The sequence below is a fragment of the Photobacterium profundum genome, assembly GCF_003026285.1.
In the GTDB taxonomy this organism is placed as follows: Bacteria; Pseudomonadota; Gammaproteobacteria; order Enterobacterales; family Vibrionaceae; genus Photobacterium; species Photobacterium profundum.
Window position 1 is genome coordinate 344,616 of sequence record NZ_PYOD01000002.1, and the last position, 16,813, is coordinate 361,428.

General features: G+C 38.9%; 15 protein-coding genes and 2 tRNA genes. 2 read left to right on the top strand and 15 right to left on the bottom strand.

The features are described from left to right. Positions 1–53: 53 nt before the first annotated feature. From C9J48_RS06400 to C9J48_RS06440, 9 genes are all read right to left on the bottom strand, one after another. Positions 54–2,111, bottom strand: coding sequence for an EH signature domain-containing protein (locus C9J48_RS06400; protein ID WP_006229060.1), 2,058 nt, complete (start codon positions 2,109–2,111; stop codon positions 54–56). Beyond that, the gene (locus C9J48_RS06405) at positions 2,098–2,757 is read right to left on the bottom strand and encodes an OmpA/MotB family protein (protein ID WP_006229059.1); all 660 of its coding nucleotides are present in this window, start codon (positions 2,755–2,757) and stop codon (positions 2,098–2,100) included. Before C9J48_RS06405 ends, C9J48_RS06400 begins: the two co-directional genes overlap by 14 nt. Next, complete coding sequence (locus tag C9J48_RS06410; protein ID WP_006229058.1) at positions 2,757–4,832, bottom strand: hypothetical protein; 2,076 nt, start codon at positions 4,830–4,832, stop codon at positions 2,757–2,759. The genes C9J48_RS06405 and C9J48_RS06410 overlap by 1 nt, the downstream gene beginning before the upstream one ends. Before the next feature lie 7 nt (positions 4,833–4,839). After that, complete coding sequence (locus tag C9J48_RS06415; protein WP_006229057.1) at positions 4,840–5,178, bottom strand: hypothetical protein; 339 nt, start codon at positions 5,176–5,178, stop codon at positions 4,840–4,842. Between the two features lie 21 nt (positions 5,179–5,199). Then, entirely contained in the window at positions 5,200–6,291 is a 1,092-nt protein-coding gene (locus C9J48_RS06420) for an HNH endonuclease signature motif containing protein (protein WP_006229056.1), read from the bottom strand. After that, positions 6,291–7,001 carry an OmpA family protein gene (locus C9J48_RS06425; protein ID WP_036802896.1) on the bottom strand — a complete coding sequence of 237 codons (711 nt, stop codon included), beginning with the start codon at positions 6,999–7,001 and terminating at the stop codon, positions 6,291–6,293. Before C9J48_RS06425 ends, C9J48_RS06420 begins: the two co-directional genes overlap by 1 nt. Positions 7,002–7,003: 2 nt before the next feature. Continuing rightward, the gene (locus C9J48_RS06430; protein WP_006229054.1) at positions 7,004–8,761 is read right to left on the bottom strand and encodes a hypothetical protein; all 1,758 of its coding nucleotides are present in this window, start codon (positions 8,759–8,761) and stop codon (positions 7,004–7,006) included. Between the two features lie 699 nt (positions 8,762–9,460). Beyond that, a tRNA-Asp gene (locus C9J48_RS06435) sits at positions 9,461–9,537 on the bottom strand. 41 nt (positions 9,538–9,578) lie between these two features. Further along, positions 9,579–9,669, bottom strand: a tRNA-Ser gene (locus C9J48_RS06440). A 535-nt stretch (positions 9,670–10,204) separates the two neighbouring features. Here C9J48_RS06440 and C9J48_RS06445 point away from each other — a divergent pair. Next, a complete protein-coding gene (locus tag C9J48_RS06445; RefSeq protein WP_006229052.1) occupies positions 10,205–10,927 on the top strand; it encodes a YebC/PmpR family DNA-binding transcriptional regulator in 723 nt (240 codons plus the stop codon). Positions 10,928–11,015: 88 nt separating this feature from the next. Here the strand turns inward: C9J48_RS06445 and C9J48_RS06450 are convergent, their stop codons facing one another. From C9J48_RS06450 to C9J48_RS06475, 6 genes are all read right to left on the bottom strand, one after another. Further along, a complete protein-coding gene (locus C9J48_RS06450; protein ID WP_006229051.1) occupies positions 11,016–11,675 on the bottom strand; it encodes a PAS and helix-turn-helix domain-containing protein in 660 nt (219 codons plus the stop codon). A gap of 103 nt (positions 11,676–11,778) precedes the next feature. Further along, positions 11,779–12,159 (bottom strand): c-type cytochrome, encoded by a 381-nt coding sequence (locus C9J48_RS06455; protein ID WP_006229050.1) that lies wholly within the window; start codon positions 12,157–12,159, stop codon positions 11,779–11,781. Next, positions 12,160–12,648 (bottom strand): hypothetical protein, encoded by a 489-nt coding sequence (locus C9J48_RS28190; RefSeq protein WP_006229049.1) that lies wholly within the window; start codon positions 12,646–12,648, stop codon positions 12,160–12,162. It abuts the gene before it with no gap. Next, positions 12,648–13,868: a sulfite oxidase gene (locus tag C9J48_RS06465; protein WP_006229048.1), complete on the bottom strand. Its 1,221-nt coding sequence runs from the start codon at positions 13,866–13,868 to the stop codon at positions 12,648–12,650. The genes C9J48_RS28190 and C9J48_RS06465 overlap by 1 nt, the downstream gene beginning before the upstream one ends. Next, the gene (locus C9J48_RS06470; RefSeq protein WP_006229047.1) at positions 13,861–14,262 is read right to left on the bottom strand and encodes a c-type cytochrome; all 402 of its coding nucleotides are present in this window, start codon (positions 14,260–14,262) and stop codon (positions 13,861–13,863) included. The genes C9J48_RS06465 and C9J48_RS06470 overlap by 8 nt, the downstream gene beginning before the upstream one ends. Before the next feature lie 146 nt (positions 14,263–14,408). Next, entirely contained in the window at positions 14,409–14,582 is a 174-nt protein-coding gene (locus C9J48_RS06475; protein ID WP_181320801.1) for a hypothetical protein, read from the bottom strand. Between the two features lie 877 nt (positions 14,583–15,459). On the opposite strand from C9J48_RS06475, the gene C9J48_RS06480 reads away from it, so the two are divergent. Beyond that, positions 15,460–15,759, top strand: coding sequence for a helix-turn-helix transcriptional regulator (locus tag C9J48_RS06480; protein ID WP_006229045.1), 300 nt, complete (start codon positions 15,460–15,462; stop codon positions 15,757–15,759). The last annotated feature ends 1,054 nt before the right edge of the window (positions 15,760–16,813 follow it).

The window sequence follows — 16,813 nt, forward strand, 5'->3', positions numbered from 1 at the left end:
GGGCATGTTAACCAACATAAGTTTAAGTCATTACTTAGCTAACTACTGTTCCACTATTTATGTTTTTTTCTCAGATACTGGCTTCGTTCTCTATTTTTCGAAGTCCATTCTGATTTAGAAAAATGTTTAGCCCTATCTCTTAAGCCTTGATTATCATCAGAAGTATAATTTCGCGTCTTTTTATAAGTAACCTTAACTGCATTATCTGGCGTCTTTTTATCTTTATATTTTTCTTTCAGATATTGACTTCTTTCTCGATTTCTTTCATCCCACTCTTCTTTAGATGAAGGTTTTGATACATTTGATTTATTCGTAACATTTAGCTTTGGTGTATCTGCTGATAGAGGCGAGTGTGGTGTAAAAGTAATTCTAAATTTATTCGCTGTTTCAATAGCTTCTAAGTGCCCCTTTGAGGCAGCTTTAGCGATCCAATCTTCACCGTACTTCCTCTGAGTTGCATCATTCCTCGAAGCTAGCAACATATTTTTCCCGAGTTGCCACATAGCTTCTGAGCTACCTTGATTAGCCGCTTTTTTTATAAACAACTCGTAGTCGGCTTGGTTACCCAGCTGTTTTGCCATCTGAGCCTTAGTCAGATAAAGGTTACTTTTTTGCTGTAAACCTGATTGCTGACCGTATTTCGACGTTTTAAATTCGTGACGCCAAAATATCTCTACCCATTGTTCCAGCTGTTCTGCACGTTCAGCTAAATACATCTTATCAGGGTGCTGTAACCCTTTATCGTGAGAGTAAGCACTGACCGATTTTGGAATACCTGCAAAGTACTTAACATTTGCATTGGGTTTAATCTTGAATTTGGTTCTCAACAATTTTTCACAGAAATACTGCCAAACAATTAGATGATCGTGCACTTCTGTTTGCGGTAACTCACGAATGTCTCCAATACAATTGAAATCACCATCAAGCAATCTTTTGGCATTCCATTCACTGTTCTTAAATATGCGCGTTTCACTCACCTCACCTCGCAGAATTTCAACAACAAGAATCCGTTCTAATTCAAAAATGAATACTTCGGCACAATCTTCAGATTCATTGGAAAATGTACTTACCTGATTTGATAAACGAACGCCGTCTTCTTGCAGGTAGTTCAGTGTCGCCTGCGGTAAGATCACGCGAGTACGATTGAATTGCTCACTGTAGTTAGACCAAAAAGATGTTCTGCTGCGTATTTGTTTTTGCTCTTTTTCATCAATATCAAGCGCAATAGCACCACGTTCACTACACAGGGCGCGAGAGATCGTACTAAGTTCATAATAATTCGATAAGCCAAAGGTTTGCTTTAGCTTTGCTTGGGAAGCATCGGTTAACTCGTACCATAACGTCTGATCACTATCAGGCAAGCACATGTCTTCTAACAGCACTTTACATTCACCACGATATAATCGGTCTAAGTATTGTGTAATTAGAGCATCGCAAAATACCACTTGCTGACGTGTCACTTTAAGGGAATGGAAGCATTGAGATAACCAACCTTCAATATTGTCATCAATACTGCGTGGTGCACAATTGACTAAGTATTCAGGTATGTGTTGAAGGTAGGTATTGGCGTTTGGCAGCATTAACTTTTTAACCAAAACTCTGGGTGGTAATAAGCGGTCAAAACACATCGCGGCTAACGCATTCCAATCTTTTCTTTTCACCGCATTTAGCCAATCAATTCTGCTTGCATCAAGCTCATTTAGCCCCGGAACACCTCTAACGATGTCCATGCTTTCCAGTAACGGTTTAACCACGGTGCTAGGCCGACCATCAATAGCTAAACCTGCTTTAAAGAACGCGATATTACCTAGCGTATCGTTGGTACAAATTGCTAACCAAATAGCGCGACAAGCATTCGCTACCTTTTGATCGTTAAATCCGATCCAATGTTGCTCATTTTCAACGACATCTAACCATTCGAGAATTGAAATTTCATGGCTACGCCCTTCATCGACCAAGGTAATTAATTGCTGTAATGACCGTGGTGGAAAAGCAGGTAATAAATCACCCGCGACAGACATCTCAAAAAAATCATCAAACGATAGCCTTTCGATGCTATTTTCAGTCGCAACTTTAGGTGCACTGAATGAAAACCCTTTATTTACCGACACTTTCCACCTCGGAGAAATTACCCAAGAATTCATCATCTTTAAACTGGAATCGGAATTTCACTTTACGATCAGCGGGATCGGTTTTGTCTGGGTTAGCTTCAATTGGTCCTCGACCGGAAATAGCGACTTTCTTAAAAAATGGTGATTTGTTCGCAAACATCATGCTACTTACGTATTTTGAAACGCTGTTTGCTCGAAGAACGCTCAGTTCCATATTGCGCGCGAATGCACCTTCTGAACTTGAATGGCCTTCTATAACAATTCGCGACACTTCTTCAGCTGTGGCTTCAGTTTGAAAAATAACATTAGAGTAAATGGGAATAAACTTATCTAAAAACACCTTACCTGATGCTTTCAATTTATAATCATTTAGATCAAACAAGATTGAATCCGTGATAGAAATATCACCCGTTGTTGCATCGGCGCTAACCTCAATGCCTGCTGTTTCAAGGGCATCATTAATACCTTTAATAATAACAATTCGAGTATTCTGGCTTTCTTCATGGGCTTGCGAAATTTGCACCAACGCACTGATCAACAGCAAGGCAAAAATCATTAAAAGCACCGACATTAAATCACCAACCGATAACCAAACACCCGACTCGTCAATGTCTGAATTACGTCTCACGGCTCTGAGGTTTCGCATTATGCTTCGGCCTTATCTGCTTCAAACTCACGACGTTGAACTTGTGAATTAATTAAGTAGCCCGCAGCTTGCGATAGTTTATTGTGGATATTACTTGCCGACTCATCGAAGCCTTTAAAGAAGGTTTCAAAGCTATCATTTGCACGGGTAAAGTAGTCATCCATTGCCTTTGGTAAACCTTCTGTTACATCATTGAAGGTAGAGGCTGCTTTTGAATATTCTCGCTTAAGGTGTGCAATCTCTTTACTCATTGTTTGCGCGACATCTTGAAGTTCTGCCATCTTAGAGGCTTCATTCAAGCCAATAGCTTTAGCTACACGTTCAATAGTTTCTGCTGATTTTTGCAGTTGTTGGTGCTGTATTGTAAGTTCTTCAAGCAAGCCATGGCGTGTTTTGTATTCGCTTTCGAATACTGTTTTAAAGTTATCAACAACGCCATTTAAACCATCACGTTGTTTGCCAAGGCTTGTTTCTAATAGGTTGTTTTGCTGCTCAAAGTAGTTGGTTAGATTATCTTGATATTGATTACGGAATGCATCCAATTCTTGCTGAACAGTTTGGGACATCGATAGCACTTTTTTATCAATATCGCCAAGCCCTGAAATTAGTTCCGATTTGGCATTGCTCATCAAGCTGCTTGCTTCTTCGCCCACGGTTTCAAGCACTTTAGTTTGCTTATCGAATATTTCTTGAGACTCTTTTAATAATGACCCGATGCGACTTTCAACGTTATTAAATAGGGCTTGTTCAGATGCTTGTCTTTCTTTAAGAGACTGATCCATTGATTCTTTAATTCCTTCAAAGGCAACAGCTGCACGCCCAGCGCTCTCTTCAAAAGCAACTTGCTGAGCCCCCATACCTTGAATACCTTTGTTTAGCATCTCATCGACTTGGGTTGCAATTGTAGACATTGCACCTTGAGTATCATCTTTAAAGCTAGAAAGAATACCTTTTAATGACTCTGCAAACTCTTGAAGCTTGGTCATTGTTTCTTTCTGGAATTGATTAATAGTCTCGACCGTTTCAGCAGTACTCGTTATGACTTTTCCAACATTTTCATTCAGTTGCTCAGAAACTTTGTTGTTTTCTAATACTGCCGCTGATGTTTTTTCTAACTCAACAACAACAGGAGTAATTAGCTCAGCCTTCATTTCGGCAATAATGGTTTGCAGTAATTCTTTTTGATTCTGCTCTTTGATGTCTTTTAGTAACGTTAGCTCATCACGTATTTGAAGCATGGCTGGCGTGAGTTGTTTTTCAATCGAATGGGTCACAGCAGAAGAAATGGTATTCGCCATTTTATCGCCATCAAACGACTGGCTTAATGCACCAAACTGACCGATGACTTCTTTAAAGTTACTACCCATAGATTCCATTGCGTTAGCAGATCGAAGCTGTGCCTCAATAGCCTCTTGTTGGCGATCACTCGATAAATTTTTCAGGTAATTAATAACATTGGCTTCCACATAATGGTTAGTAAGATGATTACCAAATGACGTGTAATATGAACCAATAAAATGCGACGACACTTTCATCCAAATCATAAAGATTGCAGAACATAGCAAACCAACCAACGAGGTATAGAATGCTGTATTCATACCTTCAAGCAACTTCATCGCGGTAGATAGCAATTCACTCGAGTCACCACTCATCGAAAAGCCACTTAAACCCAGCGTAATACCTATAAATGTACCTGTAATACCAAAGCTGGTTAAAATCGCAGGAATTAGCTTGTATTTCCCTTCATCAACCTCTGGTTTCATTTGGCTAATTGGCGATTTTGACAGCAAATGGTTGCCTTGCATTTCAACATAAAGTTCATCATCTTTACGCTCATACAGCAGGTGATCAGTTACCCAATTCTTTTGCTTTTGACTAAGGTCACTCACCTTTAATGTTTGGTTGTTAACTTTTCCCGCAATGGTTTCAAGGTTAGAGAAATCAGTGCGAACAGACAAAATCGATTGCACGCTCTTAATCATTGATATAATAAAGATAGCCAAAATTGCGATAACAATAACGTCGGTTGTAATAAAGCTTATAGCGCTTGTAATAAAAGCAAGTATTGGTGACATGGTATTCTCAACGATTAAGGAAGGATTGAATTTCTTCTGGGGTAAAAATATCTTGTGCTATACGCGCAGGTAAATGCTCTGCATCATTTCGGATTGCACCGTTGACGACGACTGACGATGTTAAGCGTACGCTATAAAGCAATTCACCATGTTCATCATTATCTGAAGCCACTTTTAAGGAGCTCTCGAAAGGAAACTCTCGAAGCAACGTTGCTTGAAGTGATGATTTAGTCCATCGCAATGATTTCGTAACAGCAAACTCATTAGAAAACTCATCTTTCGAAAGCTTCCATGCATGGTTCACGGTTATAATTCTTTCTAGAATTTCATCTAAACGTAATATCATTAATTTAACGTGTCCATTGGCTTACCAGCGTAAATTGCTTGCTTGTGATTTATAGTTAGCTAAAAATTCATCTGCACTAACAACATTCCAACCTTCATTATTAGCTTCTTCTCTATCATGATTAGAAACCGCAATTCCAAACTTGTGTTTTGGCCAGGCCAATTCAAGCTTTGCGACAAGTTCGCCAAACTCATCACCAACGTAATAACCTACATCTGGTAACTTCGTACCAAACTGCTGACAAGCATGAATAGCACCATGTAAACCAGGGTCTGCAACAGCAAGTAATGCATTCCACCCACTAAGCTGATTGAGTAAGCCTTGTTCTTGGCGTAAGTCATTAATCAATTGACGTATGTCATGCGCGACAAACATGTGATCGTGTTTTGCTTGCTTACTATGACAATCGACACATAGTACTTTTAGGTTAGAAGGCTTATTATCGGATTTAACACCATTAATATGATGTGTATGAAGATGAAGGCGATGCTTGCTCATGTCTACCAAGCATTCTTCACACTTAAATTCTTTTTCAACTTTATAATGTGATGAGACGCGCTGCCAATCATCGGTATAGCCAGTTTGTGCAGATGCAGCTTGACGCTGTGGCATGTGAGGAAAGAATGAGCTATATGTTGAAAAGAACTTATTAAGGTCAAAGTTTTGAACAATAGGGTAAATACTAGAGCCAGTATTACACCCTTTATAGTTCAATTGACGTAAACAGTTTTGGCATACCTTTAATCGAGCTTTTGTTTCTCCTCTGCCAGAGCCATTAGATACAATAAACTCTCCAGATGTATCATTCGTTACAACGTATCGTTCGAACCTACCACTCGATCTCATACTTTTGAGCGTACTACAATCTGAAACATGAAAACGAGCACTATTACCATTTGCTTTAATGTACAACAAGACCTGACGGCCTTTATAACTCAATAAACCTGAGTCAATTTCAACATCTTTTAACTCGACATCTTTACCTACGCTTAGCTCAAGGTCTAATTTATCGATATTTGTCGGCTCATACTCTAAGGAGAAACCACCTTTTTCTTCTGGTTCCATAAGCTGTACTGCAGCAAGCAGGCCTGAAAAATTAACTGATAACTTCATTAGCCCCCCAAAATCTTGCGAATTTGAGTTTCAGCATTAGTGATAACCCTAAATGATACGCGTCGAGATTTTTTCTCATCTTCGATGCCATCTGTATTTACAATTGTTTTCGAAGACGAATAGCCTACAGCAGCTACATGCCCTTTTACCCAGTCATAATGATTTATTTTTACGGGTTCTAACGCCATTACATAGCTTAAAACAGTTCGTGTTCGAGACTGTGATAAACGCATATTGTTGAAATAGGCTTCACTGTCTGTTGAGCCATTGTTCCAACGACTTGAGGTATGGCCTTCGATTCTGACTTCTTGAATACTTGGCTTATAGGTATTCAAAGCCTGTAAATACCGTGGGAAAAAATCATCTAAGATCACTTGAAATTGAGGCGTTAAAGATGCTCTTCCGTTAGCAAAAAGAACCTCTGGAGCAGTAAAGTTAAAGCTTAGACTTTCACGATCAATCTCTGCTCCCCATTTGTTTAAATCAGATTCAAATTCATCAAGCAACGCAAGATAAATTGCTTGCTGATTTTCTTCATAAGTCACCGCGACTTCTTTTATTTTATCGCGCTCAATCATTGCATCACGCATTAATGCCACAGAGATAAACAAGAAAACCATCATCAAACCAGCCATCAAATCAGATACTGACATCCAATGCTCACCAGTATCAGACTGCTGCTTCGATCTACTTCCAAAAACTTTCTTCATCATTAACTCGCCATACGAGATGAACTAACGACATTATTCATTTCGCGAACCAATTTCTGGTAATCACGTGTAAACTGTTGAGTAATAGTCGCAAGCGCTTGTCCCATTTCATTCATGGTACGGTTAATCTCTTGCTGCATTTGCGAATCAAGATACTCGACCTGTTTTTCAACAGCGCTGCCAGTTTGACCGACACTTGTCGTAATTTGCTCTTCAAGGCTATCGAACGTGCGCTTCACAGCTTGCGCTTGGATTTGGAATACTTCTTCTAATGAGGTTTCTAAACGTTGCTGCATCTGATTAATCGCTGCAACTGAAGCATCTTGGGCGGCTTTCGTGTCACGCGCGAGTTCATTATTTGCTGTTGTGAGTATCTTACCGGTTTCTGCTGAGTCTTCTTTAATGCCTGAAACTAATGCTCGTATTTCACCATTCAGTTCAACCATCATATCTTCTAGATTTTGGCGAACATTATCAGTGGTATCTGAAATATTATTTGCCATCTGATTAAGAGTGCCTGATGCACTGCCAACATTCGTTGTAATGTCTTGAGCACTTTCAGCTAGCTTGCCACTAATATCTTGAGCCCCACGCATCAGTTCTTCTGAAACCTTACTAGCGCCACCTTCGATTTCAGTTTTCATTGTATTGATACTGGTATCGGCTGTCTGACTAAAATTATCAATAACACGTTGAGATTCAACTAACATATCTTCGTAATGCTTTGACGCAGCTTGCACTGATTGACCAATCGTCGAAATTGTTTCATCCATGTGTTCACGGATTTGGGGCATAGCTTCTACTGCTTTATCACGCAGATCTTTGAAAGCTTCTAGGCGTACTTCCAGCTCGGTAACTTGACCATGGCCTAGCTCCATAACTGTATGAAGTTTTTCCATTGTTGCTGGAATCGCTTCTGCACGCTCATTAATACTTGCCACTGACTTTTCAGTTGAAGATATTGCATCAACACCCAGTTGATATTTATCAGCCATATCTTCAAGTTGATGGCGGTAGTTTTCCTGCCAATCAACCAGTTTTTTCACTGACTCATCAAGACGTTTAAAGTTCTCACCAAATTGCTCTGTCAACTTTTCATTAAAATCTACAATGACTTCCTTCAATGCATTAATGACTTGCTCTGTAGCTGACTTCGACAATAAGTCACCAAATTCATCCATTTTTTGCCATAGCTTAATTTGAAAATCATCATGACGGCGATCAACAGACTTAGCATGCTCAAGCATCACTTTATTTCCATCATTAAAATCTTGTCTCAATAACTTAATCTGTGATGATAATGAGGACTCTTCATCACCTTTTATTGATTTAATAATTTCTTCTGATGCTTCTAACTGCTTAGCCATAACGGTATGAATTTCTTCTGGCCCGATTTCACCGATATCATCCTCATTACCCTTTCGGCTGATAACACCAGATAATCCTTTGTAAACAATAGAGGTAGCCATACCCATCAAGCTCGTCAAAAATGCCGTTTTTAAGCCGTTAAGTAATAATTCAATACTTCCATCAATATTCTTAGGATCGAAATCCATTAAACCAACAACAATACCAGCGAATGTCCCTAAGATGCCTAACGATGTAAGTAAGTTGGGTGTATTGGCTGTAAAGTCATCAGCCACTCCTTTGAGACTCAATGCAATAGAAACAATAAAAACCAATAAAATCAGGTAAATAAAAGAATCTGATATGATATTAGCGTTTAACGTTGAAATAATTAATGATAGATATTCGGTCATGGTTGCTATGGCTTAATAATAATTGAAACAATTGTCAGTACAGCAGTAACTATCACTAGTCTGCTTTATAAAAATGGATTATAACTTTACAGTACGGCATACTCAATGTAAGTATTTAAAATAAAGATAATCAATAAGATATTCTTCTTTTACAAATATAATAAATCGTAAGCTTATGATTTATTATATTTGTAACAATGATCAAAGAGCGCATTCAGCTCTCATTATTATAGGTATGAATAAAAAATCAATGTTATTCATAAATACACAAAGAAGAATCATAAGTATAATAAAAACAAATAAAACCTACAATACATGAGACTTATCATTACCACTTGAATTATATGATTATTTTAAAAAACATAACAACTTAAGTTGCTTAATTGTTATATTTATTGATGAGTCGGTACTTGCAGAATTTAGCATGTAATAGCAGTGAGCATTATTTCAAAATACGTGCATTTTGATTAGAGACACAAATAATTTACAACACTGTGGCCCTCTAACTTTCCAAACAATGATTTACCTTTATTATTCAAGGGTAAATTTAATGTGGTCACCAGATGGTCACATTTTGGCCACAGTAGGCTTTTCATGCAATGAAGCGATAGAGTTTAATCATGAAACTCGTTAGTGATTACTTCCACCAAACTACAGATGCAAAAAAGCCCCAGCATTTCTGCTGAGGCTTCGTTGTGTTGGCGGAGCGGACGGGACTCGAACCCGCGACCCCCGGCGTGACAGGCCGGTATTCTAACCAACTGAACTACCGCTCCAATTCTGTATGATATTCGAAGTAAATCAAACATCTAGAATATGGCGGAGAGATAGGGATTTGAACCCTAGAAGGGCTATAAACCCTTGCCGGTTTTCAAGACCGGTGCTTTCGACCACTCAGCCATCTCTCCAGTGCGGTGAATAATACGCACTGCAGATTAAGCTGTAAACCCTAAATTGCATCAAGTGCTTATTTTTCAACCTAAATCGTCATATTTTTTTATTTCAAACAAAATCAGTGGTAAACAGGTGCTATTTATTAACCGACATGCTCATTATTCACCATAATCGCAGTCAGATTTACGTGTTAAAGAGTATGCTTTCCACATTGCCCTTTTTTGATTTATCACCACACCGACCAAGTAAGTGAATATCGAACGGTCATTTTACCAATATTCAGTAACTGATTTGTATTTAGTGGCACAATACGATGATTTCATAGAATCAATCCTTTACCGGCAAAGCTAGATTATTTACATAAAAGGTAAGATAGCGGTTAATAGAGTGGCTCAGAATGTCGTTATCGATGTTAAAAAAAGAAAATAAACCCATAAATGTCGAGTATTCAGACAAAAGACAACCAGATGACACTAGCCTACATACCCTGCTAACTGGTAAAATTCGGACCATCAAAGCCCCAAACACTGATTAAGAGAGTGATTCCTCATGGGAAGAAAATTCGAAGTACGCAAATTGTCTATGGCAAAAACGGCTGGCGCAAAGATCAAGGTTTACTCAAAATACGGTAAAGAGATCTACGTCTGTGCTAAGAATGGTAGTCTAGACCCAGACAGCAACCTTTCACTCAAGCGCTTGATCGAAAAAGCAAAAAAAGATCAGGTGCCAAGCCATGTCATCGAGAAAGCGATCGATAAGGCCAAAGGTGGTGCCGGTGAAGATTTTGCTACTGCGCGCTACGAAGGTTTTGGACCAGGTAACTGCATGGTTATCGTTGACTGCCTAACAGACAACAACAACCGTACTTTCATGGATGTTCGCCAAGCGTTTGTTAAGAACCATGCGAAAATCGGTGGACCAGGTACTGTTGGTCACATGTTCGAACACCAAGCTGTATTCCAGTTCGCTGGTGACGACGAAGATATGGTGCTTGAAAACCTAATGATGGAAGATGTTGATGTAAGCGACATCGAATGCGAAGACGGCGTTATCACCGTTTATGCTCCTCATACAGAATTCTTCAAAGTGAAAAATGCACTTGCAGCAACGATGCCAGATGTAACTGTCGACGTTGAAGAAATTTCTTTTGTTCCTCAAACAATGACTGAAATCAGCGGCGACGACGTAGCTGCATTCGAAAAATTCTTAGACGTGTTAAATGACTGTGATGACGTACAGAACATTTACCACAATGCGGAAATTGCTGAATAATCCATTTTATTCATTGCATTTAAAAGCCCTGAATCATTGCTGATTCAGGGCTTTTTGTTTTCTAGACTCAATATTTTTTTGCTCGTCGTTATTCATTAATCATAATCGAGACTGGTTGCTTCAATAGCTGAGCAGGAATAACTGATAACCATCCATTGCTACGGGCATAATCAATCAGCGATGCACGATTAGTGACACCAAATATGGCAAACCGGACGATTAGATTAGCAATTTGCTTTTCTACCGCTTTAGGTGTGCGGTGGATCATCAACGCAATTTGCTTTGTCTGGCGACCACGTAATAACCAAAACAGTACAATTTCCTGAGAAGGTGTAAGTTGCATTTCCCCCAGCCGTACAGAACTAAATGATTTATGGGATTTGTCGAACGTCATGATTTCAGCAAAAGCTTCGACACAAATCAGTTCTTTAAGATTAACTGCATTAAATTGCACTCCCCACGTTTCACCGTTAATGACAACTGGTCTCTTATTGAATGAAAATGCATCGTAACCATGCGCATAGTTATGAATATCTATGGTGCTAACTGTCTTATTACTTAGCATTACATGTCTATCTTGTTGGGCAAAGATGGATGCAAATTGGGCTGTGTCACATGGTAGGTCACAATCAAATAGCCCCTCTATCTCCTTCGGAGCATTGACCAACTGTCGATAGGCTTCATTCGCAAAAACAAATTGCCCACCTTTAGATTTAAGGCCTGCTGGAGTCGGGGTTGTGTCTAGCATGTGAATTAGGACGGATAAGTATGTAGTTTGATCTAAATTCACGCTAGCTATTTTAGCAAATAGTCATGCTAAAAAAGTAGTAGAAATTACCCCTTTTTAGGCGTTAGTTTAAATAAGCTTCCACTGTTTTTTTAAGATCTAACGGCTGTAATTGGCTGTAATAATAAGCTACGTCATATATATCCTTTTTAGACAAATGCTTAACTTGTGCCTGCATAAATAAGTCTTGGCGGGTATTGTGTTTAAACGCTGTTAGTTGTTTCACTAAATAAGTATATTTTTGCCCTTTAAGGTTCGGATAAATTTTGACATAAGGCACTACGTTATCACCATGGCAACCTGAACATTGATTATTAACGAGCTCAGCACCACGTTGCAAATTCGGTTGATACTCCGTAATTGCTGCTCTCTCAGCATCTTCCTGCGCCCAAGTACCAAACGACAATAAGAAACAGCCTAAGACAATATATTTTGATACGTGCATTCACCTACCCTCTTTAGGTGGCGGTGGTAATAATGTGGGATCCAGAGGTAATCGACGAAATTTTTCCATGTCCATTTTCACTTCACCGTAATTCGTACTCAGGTAATCCAGTACAGGATCCCATGTTTCGGATAAATCCCATAACCCTTGGGTGTCAACCATCCATTGAATAGTTTCGCGCCATACCTCTTTGGTGCCACTGTTTTGCGGAATAATCATACTGGTGTGGCACGCATTACACTGGTAGTTCACCACTTCCCAACCGGGTGCCATTATCAAGCCAGATTCAGGATCTACGGGGTACGTTTTCTTTGATATCACTTCCTTCGCGCTAATGTCTTTTGTATTGACCTCTTCGGCATAAGCTGTCGATATACTAATCAAGCTTGCGCTGAGCAGTAACACGCAACATATTGCCTTACCACGCGATAAATAAGCAGATACAAGCGACTGTTTCTGCTTCAATGCGTGCCTATCATTATGTTTCATTATGCAACCCTTACCGCAATGCGGTGGCATCCATTAAACATGTAGCCTTTAGGATTCCATTGAGGTTGAACAACAGGCTGTGCATCCCCTTGGTCATCAGTCGCTTTCGCCCAAATTTCGTAATACCCTTGCTGGGGTAAAGTCAGATTCAGAGACCACTGTTGCCATGCTGCCTTATTCACGGGCTTCGCTAGCGTTGCAGTGTGCCAATGGGCGCCATAGTCATAACTCACTTCAACTTTCATCACTTCACGAGTACCTGCCCATGCATGCCCTCGTATCTCGATAGGTTTACCTAGCACTAATTCGGTGCCAGTTTCTGGGAAAGTTATTAACGACTTTACGATCATCTCTTCAATGATTTTAAAATCTTTATTATCAACTTTTTCGCCTGGTGCAATCGGATGCTTAGGAATTTGATATGCAGGTGCTGCCATTTTATGACCATCATGCACTTGATTACGGACACTAATACCCACGGCACACTTTTGAGACACCGATGCAGGACGTCCACCAAACACCACTCTCAATGGATAACCGTGTAAATATGGGATTGCATCTCCATTCATTTCCCATGCAATCAATGCGTTATCACTCAATGCTGCTTTGATTGGTACACCGCGAGAAATCGCTTCACCTTTACCACTTAAATGCGTATCAAACCCTTTATTCCCGGTATAAACCGCATCATCTTTTATACCGCAATCTTTCAAAACGTCACTCAACAATACGCCAGTCCATTCTGAGCAATATACTGCCGAATTGTTCCATTGATTACCTTTCGCGCCAGGAAAGAAACCTTTTCGACTATTCCCCCCACACTCCAATGTGAGTTGTTGCGTATGGTGAGTAAATTTCGATTTTAGTTCAGCAATTGTATACGTTTTAGACGTTATTACCGATTCTCCATCCACCGTAAATGTCCATGTCTCAGGGTCAATACTATTGAAATCTGGCATGATGCCATTCCAACGGACAAAAGGAACATTAGCAGGTGTAATTGCAGGATCAAGCATATGTTCTGGTACAGTGGCATTCAGTGGGCTGGAATTCAGCACAGTGTAATAATCAGGTAAATCGCTGGCTTTATTCCATGTGAGGGCTGACGTCTCTAGAGGAGTCATACCTACTGGTAAATTCTCGGCAAATACCCATTTCGCAGGTAACAAAGAAGCGGCTGTTGTGGCAAGGGCGTTTTGAAGGAATGCACGTCTATTCATGTTGTTTTTCACTATTATTGTTATTGGTAGAAAGGGCTTGCGATGCCGTACCATGCTTGAACGAATAGAAATACTCAGCTAACTGCTGAATATCATCTTTCGACAAAAGCTGAGCGACTTTTGTCATGGTCATATCTTTACGCTGACCGTTTTTAAATTGCGTTAACTGCTGAACAAGGTACGCATTGTTTTGCCATTTCAAATCAGGAATGACGGTATATCCGTTTACTCCAGTTTTTCCATGGCACGCTTTACACATATTTTCTAAACGTTGATAATCTTGTGCGTCTGCTGTAGGGGTAAATACAAAGCCAAATAAAACAATAATAATGATGGGAACAATATTGACCTTATCTATCGATAGCCGTTGTTTTATATATCTCGACAGATACATTTAAAAACCCCTGATTAATTCTTTGTATTGACCTGAATCAATATTAAACAGGGTAGCAGGTGTAAATAGAATTCAAATATATCGAACAGCACGTTAAATATTTCTTAACCCTTACAGCCAACATCGTAAATTGGTCAACCTTAGACTCATTGCAATAAAACACCGTTAAACAAAGTGGGGGCTATTACATCTTCTGTCGGAATAGAAGCAACCGACTCTGTTATCGCATGCACTATATCGTGAGAATTAAGCACGCTACGAACAACAATACCTCCCCAGACTAAGAACATCGCTATCGTGCTAAGCACTACTAAAAACATATGGTGCTATACGTCAGGGATAACTGTGACCGAAATTTAATTTTAATATGAAACAACTAATATCACTTAATTATTTAGCACTGATCGTCCTATCAACTATCAGCGCCTATACTTTTTCGACTGAGATTTATGACTACTTCCAGTCTTACTACATACAAGCTATTTTTGCTGTTGTTGGGTGGTCCTTAAATTGGCTAAACACATATTTACGCTATACTTTACGAGTGGATACAAGGGAAAGGTTTCATTGCTTCTAGCTGGACACTATTTCTGGTGTGTCTTTTCATCAATTATCGTTTGTTTACACCGATAATTGACCCATTCGTTGTATTACAAAGCAAGCAAGTTGAATCATAATTTACACAAAGTCAGAGAATACGCTTAGCCATATAAATCATTTACGTGCTGAACTAGGCAGAATTAATAAAATAAATTTTGATAAAACTAGCCCGATTGCCACTTCTTTAGTGCTAGATTTATTAATGGGATTTACAAACTTATTACTGATTATTGCAACTAAAAATAAGAAAATGGAAGATATTTCATACATTAACATCAAGTAAAAACCGAATAATATAGAAGGCAATCAAAATCATTATTAAAAATATCGTTCATAATCAACACGTCATATTACCCATCAACGAAGTCATATTTAATAGCAATATCAAGCCTAGTTTTTCAGATATTTTCGTAAGAGATGTAAATTATAAAATCAAACATAAAACTGTAACAAAACACCGTACAAATATAGTCAAGCAAGATACTCAACAACTTAACGTCAAATGCTTGACGCATCACAAAAATAAAATAAAATCACCTTGCTCATAGAAAAATAGACAAAACTTACTTCGTTCACAAAAAATAAGACAAATGTATAATGAAATTATTGATAAGCGAGAAGATAAAGACAGCTAGAACTAGCCGAGATATAACGCAAGTAGATATGGCTAAGAAGCTTAATTTATCTAGGCAGACCTATTTAAATCTAGAGACGGGTAAAACGTCACCACGCTGTGACATGTTATTAGATATAGCTAACGTTACTGGGTATGAAATAGGTTTTTTCTATACACGTGAAGAAGGAAAAGAACATCCTGATTGTTATACCAACCAGCAGGTAATAGCAATAATAAGAGAAGCAGCAATTTACGCAGAAAGAAAATTAACAAATGTATGAGTCAGCTATGATTAATGTTATCACTAAAAATATGCGTTGATGATCAAATCAGTTTCTAAGCGGATCTAGCTCTAATTAACCGCATGTTATGCAATAGCTTTTCTTTCAGGTACACCAACTCTTATGGCTTTGTTTATAGCATTGGTAGGGCTTCGCCAACTTGAGCGTTGTAGCTACGGAGTGTCATTGTACCGTTGGTTAGTTCTTTGTATCTGACATGACAGTTTCTGAGAGCGATCTAAAATTATACCCAGAATGCACTTGAACCTCGTTGATCTAATGCTTTGTTGTATTATGTCCAATTATCAAAGCAATAACGCTATCTATTCTTGAAGTGTGAATATCGCGTATAACGTTGATGTTGCCATTTTGGACTATCTTTAATTAGCGCTTCAAGCTGTTTGGATGGTTCAAATAGAGTTAACGAGCCCTGCCTTACTTCAACCATTTCTCTGTCGTGGTCTGCTAAATCAATGGAAAGCTGTGCTGATGAATATGGGGCATAACCAACTTCTATAAGGTTGAATATCTTACAAAGGTTAATGCGCGTAAACTTCATCGACAAAGCAGAAAACTCAAGGATAATCCATCAAGGGTCTTCGCATCTGAGCTTGGTTGCTCAAATCTGCTACTAATGCTGGTACTTCAATCTTGTTTTTTGTAAGTTTTTTAATTTTTTATTAGCTGTCACTTTTTAGCTATTAAGTCAGCATCCCTGAATACAACCTTTGCCTGTTAGCGTGTCATGGCAGTGCTTACCACCAGCCCTGCAAACTCTTCATCGAAGTACAAACTGTATAAGCTCGCAGGCGACGCCATCAAAAATTTACCGTTCTTTTTTGCAACGAATATAACGAATGTTTTGACGTACCTAAAAAACCTACAAGTCACTTTGTCTTTTTGCTTAGACACCCGTTCAAAAAGGCAGTCAAAAGTCCAAACTTTCCAACCAGCTAATTCCAGTGGCTTCCCTTCTCATTCATCTGACATATGGCATATTGAATTGCAGAACTTAATAATTTTTTAGACATGCTCCAAGCATAAATTATATTCC

Bases quoted from the DNA above. Each gene is read 5' to 3' on its own strand.
- C9J48_RS06405 (WP_006229059.1), bottom strand. From the start codon at position 2,757: ATGCGAAACCTCAGAGCCGTGAGACGTAATTCAGACATTGACGAGTCG.
- C9J48_RS06410 (WP_006229058.1), bottom strand. From the start codon at position 4,832: ATGTCACCAATACTTGCTTTTATTACAAGCGCTATAAGCTTTATTACA.
- C9J48_RS06415 (WP_006229057.1), bottom strand. From the start codon at position 5,178: ATGATATTACGTTTAGATGAAATTCTAGAAAGAATTATAACCGTGAAC.
- C9J48_RS06420 (WP_006229056.1), bottom strand. From the start codon at position 6,291: ATGAAGTTATCAGTTAATTTTTCAGGCCTGCTTGCTGCAGTACAGCTT.
- C9J48_RS06425 (WP_036802896.1), bottom strand. From the start codon at position 7,001: ATGAAGAAAGTTTTTGGAAGTAGATCGAAGCAGCAGTCTGATACTGGT.
- C9J48_RS06430 (WP_006229054.1), bottom strand. From the start codon at position 8,761: ATGACCGAATATCTATCATTAATTATTTCAACGTTAAACGCTAATATC.
- C9J48_RS06445 (WP_006229052.1), top strand. From the start codon at position 10,205: ATGGGAAGAAAATTCGAAGTACGCAAATTGTCTATGGCAAAAACGGCT.
- C9J48_RS06450 (WP_006229051.1), bottom strand. From the start codon at position 11,675: ATGCTAGACACAACCCCGACTCCAGCAGGCCTTAAATCTAAAGGTGGG.
- C9J48_RS06455 (WP_006229050.1), bottom strand. From the start codon at position 12,159: ATGCACGTATCAAAATATATTGTCTTAGGCTGTTTCTTATTGTCGTTT.
- C9J48_RS28190 (WP_006229049.1), bottom strand. From the start codon at position 12,648: ATGAAACATAATGATAGGCACGCATTGAAGCAGAAACAGTCGCTTGTA.
- C9J48_RS06465 (WP_006229048.1), bottom strand. From the start codon at position 13,868: ATGAATAGACGTGCATTCCTTCAAAACGCCCTTGCCACAACAGCCGCT.
- C9J48_RS06470 (WP_006229047.1), bottom strand. From the start codon at position 14,262: ATGTATCTGTCGAGATATATAAAACAACGGCTATCGATAGATAAGGTC.
- C9J48_RS06475 (WP_181320801.1), bottom strand. From the start codon at position 14,582: ATGTTTTTAGTAGTGCTTAGCACGATAGCGATGTTCTTAGTCTGGGGA.
- C9J48_RS06480 (WP_006229045.1), top strand. From the start codon at position 15,460: ATGAAATTATTGATAAGCGAGAAGATAAAGACAGCTAGAACTAGCCGA.